3 protein-coding genes are annotated in these 2,506 nt (G+C 35.4%); all 3 read left to right on the forward strand.

What is annotated here, in order from left to right; genetic code table 11:
• Positions 1-215 precede the first annotated feature (215 nt).
• The 3 genes from B0X80_RS20120 to B0X80_RS20130 all read left to right on the forward strand — a co-directional run bounded on the left by B0X80_RS20120 (position 216) and on the right by B0X80_RS20130 (position 2,298).
• Positions 216-962 (forward strand): DUF4145 domain-containing protein, encoded by a 747-nt coding sequence (locus tag B0X80_RS20120; protein WP_217697175.1) that lies wholly within the window; start codon positions 216-218, stop codon positions 960-962.
• A gap of 454 nt (positions 963-1,416) precedes the next feature.
• Entirely contained in the window at positions 1,417-1,917 is a 501-nt protein-coding gene (locus B0X80_RS20125) for an ion channel (RefSeq protein ID WP_077343664.1), read from the forward strand.
• Positions 1,918-2,004: 87 nt separating this feature from the next.
• Positions 2,005-2,298: a hypothetical protein gene (locus tag B0X80_RS20130; RefSeq protein WP_077343666.1), complete on the forward strand. Its 294-nt coding sequence runs from the start codon at positions 2,005-2,007 to the stop codon at positions 2,296-2,298.
• Positions 2,299-2,506: the final 208 nt, after the last annotated feature.

A 2,506-nucleotide genomic window follows, 5' to 3' on the forward strand; every position in this document is an offset into this window, starting at 1 on the left:
AACCTAATAATATTATTGGTTTTGCTTCAAGGATGTCAATTGAGCTTCAAGAACAGTGCTTACGTTCATTTAAATTGGGTACGGTGGAAATAAACACCTAACAAGAAATTAAACAAGGACAAAAAACAGTTGTTTTTTGCTCCTTCGTCGCTTATTTTAACCAACTATTTTTTGCCTGTTAATTGGGCGTTATGCCTTTCATGGAGGAAACCTGAGTGCTAGACGATAATTTGTTCACTTCGCATTTTTATAGCGATAAAATCCCAGTATGGCCATGCCCTAAATGCGGAGTTCAATCCCTGTCTTGTGAAAAAGATCAGTTCAATAAACAATTTAAAGAACCGATTGATACAAGCCACCCAGCTTTTGGTCCAGATTGGATTGAATATATTTTTACGATGCACCTTAAGTGTTCAAACTCTTCATGCGGTTGTCAGGTTGTCTGCGCTGGCAATGGTGATGTTTCTCAAGAGTACCTCGATGATGGCTCTGGAGACTGGGAATGGTTTGATAATTTTCAGGTTAAATTTTTTGAACCGTCACTCAAAATTTTTGTTCCACCCAAAGATACCCCTGACTGGGTTAAAAAAGCTCTAGAGACTTCGTTTTCTACTTTTTTTTCATCTCCAAGCTTAAGTCTAAGTGCTTTGCGTTCAGCATTAGAGGTTCTGCTAGGTGAAATGGAAGTTGCTTCAGTTGATGCAAACGGAAAATTTTTATCTCTTGCAAGGCGTATTAACTTACTGCCAGAAGATAGTCGAAAAATTATTGAACCTGCTAATGCAATAAGGTGGTTGGGAAATGATGGAACACATGAAGGTGGTTTTCGAGTTCGCAAAAGCGATGTCCTTGATGGTTATAGGATTTTTGAGCATATACTCATCGAATTATATCCAGAAAAAAGAGCATCCATAGATGCTTTAGTTGCTCGAATAAATGAAGCAAAAGGTTTGGGCCGCTAGGTATAACAAGACCTTTAAACGGACAAAAAACAGTTTGCTGTTTTCACTCCGTTCAATATTTTAGCAAACAATTTTTTGCCGCTTAAGGTGGCGTTATATGCACTCAAATAGTATTGTTTGTTTAACTAAAAATGTTTTTACCAAAAGTACTTTTGTAAACGCTGCTACGGGTTTCGCTATTGTAGTTTTCCAATAGTCACTAATAAGCTTTGCCTATTTAAAAGACTTTTGTTGGCAAAGCTATTATTTCGTTCTGGCATTTGTGGGTAGCTCAATTTATAGTGTGGCTATTACTACCGTCTTTTACTTCTAATTTTGCATTTAAGTTTAGGTTTATCAGGCATATAACAAGCAATTCAACGGGACTTTTACAGCTGGCTGTGCTCGTTCCTCGCTATTTTGGCCAACAATTTTTAGCCTCTGAATGAGGCGTTAGCTTTTGTAAAGGATTACTATGCACCTCAACGTTAAAAAATTTGTACCTATTAAAATAGAAAGTCAGTGGCTTGTTCTTGTTTTTATATCTATCATACCTTTTATTTTTAATATCTATTGGCTTTCCATCTTTATTCTTTTTTTAGGATCATTTTATTTTATTAGAGAGTTTTATAAAAGTAGTGATAATATTCGTAAAATAGGTACTCTTTATTTTTTCTTTTTCACTTCTGTAATTATTATTCTTATATATGCTTTTGTTTATTCTAAATTAGGTATTATTGCTCCGTCAGAAAATGAAAACATTCAACGCGTTGACTATATTTATTTTAGTATCGTTACTTGGACTACTTTAGGTTATGGGGATTTCAGACCATCACCTGACTCTAGGTTATATGCCGCTTCTCAAGCATTATTGGGTTACTTATATATGGCAATTTTTATAGGTAAGTTATTTAACCTTTTTTCAACTATAAATCAGGATAAAACAAAAGCTAACAAGTCAATTAAGCAGGACTAAATACAGCGGGCTGTTCGCTCCGCTCCATTTTAACCCACTATATTTAGCCTCTTATTGGGGCGTTATACGTATCAAGGATTATGTACTTTGCTCGAAGGATTGTTTTCAATAGTCACAGCAATAGCTGAAGCCATTTTTGCTTTAATATCTGCGCTAGCCGAATTTATTGCTGGCTTTTTTGTTGCTGCTGGTGAAACTCTTACCTTAATTGATTTAGGTGCTTTACTCGTAGTCCTGTTATTTGAAGTTGTTCTCTGGTTTATATTATGGCTTGTAGAATTAACTGTTTCATTGTTTAAGTGGCGCAAACCTAAATTAGTTAAAAAACCAGTGTTGTGGCGGCCTAAGCCCAAAATTAAAAAATCAAAAGACATGGCTTAGTGCAAAATACGTATAACAAGTCGTTAAAGCAGGACAAATAACAGTTGGCTTTTGCTCCTGCGTCGCTTATTTTAGCCAACATATTATTTGCCTCTTAACGAGGCGTTATATGCAACTCATGTAGTAAGGTGCTTTAGCTAAAGTTATTTTTATCAATTTTGCTTTGGTAAACGCTGCTACGGGTTTCGCTATTGTAGTTTTCCAATAG

The sequence above is a fragment of the Pseudocolwellia agarivorans genome, assembly GCF_002000085.1.
Lineage (GTDB): Bacteria > Pseudomonadota > Gammaproteobacteria > Enterobacterales > Alteromonadaceae > Pseudocolwellia > Pseudocolwellia agarivorans.